Origin of the sequence: Comamonas sp. CMM03 (assembly GCF_019218715.1) — a bacterium.
GTDB classification, from domain to species: domain Bacteria; phylum Pseudomonadota; class Gammaproteobacteria; order Burkholderiales; family Burkholderiaceae_C; genus Comamonas; species Comamonas terrigena.
Window position 1 is genome coordinate 1 of record NZ_JAHUXB010000015.1, and the last position, 446, is coordinate 446.

Genomic DNA, 446 nt, shown 5'->3' on the forward strand with positions numbered 1-446 from the left:
CGCTTCGACTGTCTTCATGCAAAAAGCCGCCCGGGGTCAACGGGCGGCTTTTCGGCAATGCGGCGGGCTGATCCCGACGGGCGCGGGCGGTTCAGACCGCCCGCGACAGGTGCGTCAAAATCAGAAGGCGGGAACCACTGCGCCCTTGTACTTTTCCTGGATGAAGGTCTTGACCTCCGGCGAGTGCAGCGCGTCGACCAGCTTCTTGATGCCGGGCGCGTCCTTGTTGTCGCTGCGGGTGACCAGCACGTTGGCGTACGGCGAATCGGCGCCTTCGATGAACAGGGCATCCTTGGTCGGCACCAAACCGGCTTCCAGCGCGTAGTTGGTGTTGATGAGCGCCAGGTCCACGTCGTCCAGCGCGCGCGGCAGCATGGCGGCTTCGAGTTCGCGGAACTTCAGCTTCTTGGGGTTCTCGACGACATCGGCGGCGGTCGCCAGGATGT

At 64.1% G+C, this 446-nt stretch carries 1 protein-coding gene; it reads right to left on the minus strand.

Annotation, left to right across the window (positions count from 1 at the left end; all coding sequences use genetic code 11):
• Positions 1-120: 120 nt before the first annotated feature.
• Positions 121-446, minus strand: a 326-nt coding sequence (locus KW830_RS21135; protein ID WP_255578950.1) for a MetQ/NlpA family ABC transporter substrate-binding protein, incomplete at its 5' end; no start/stop codon positions are given.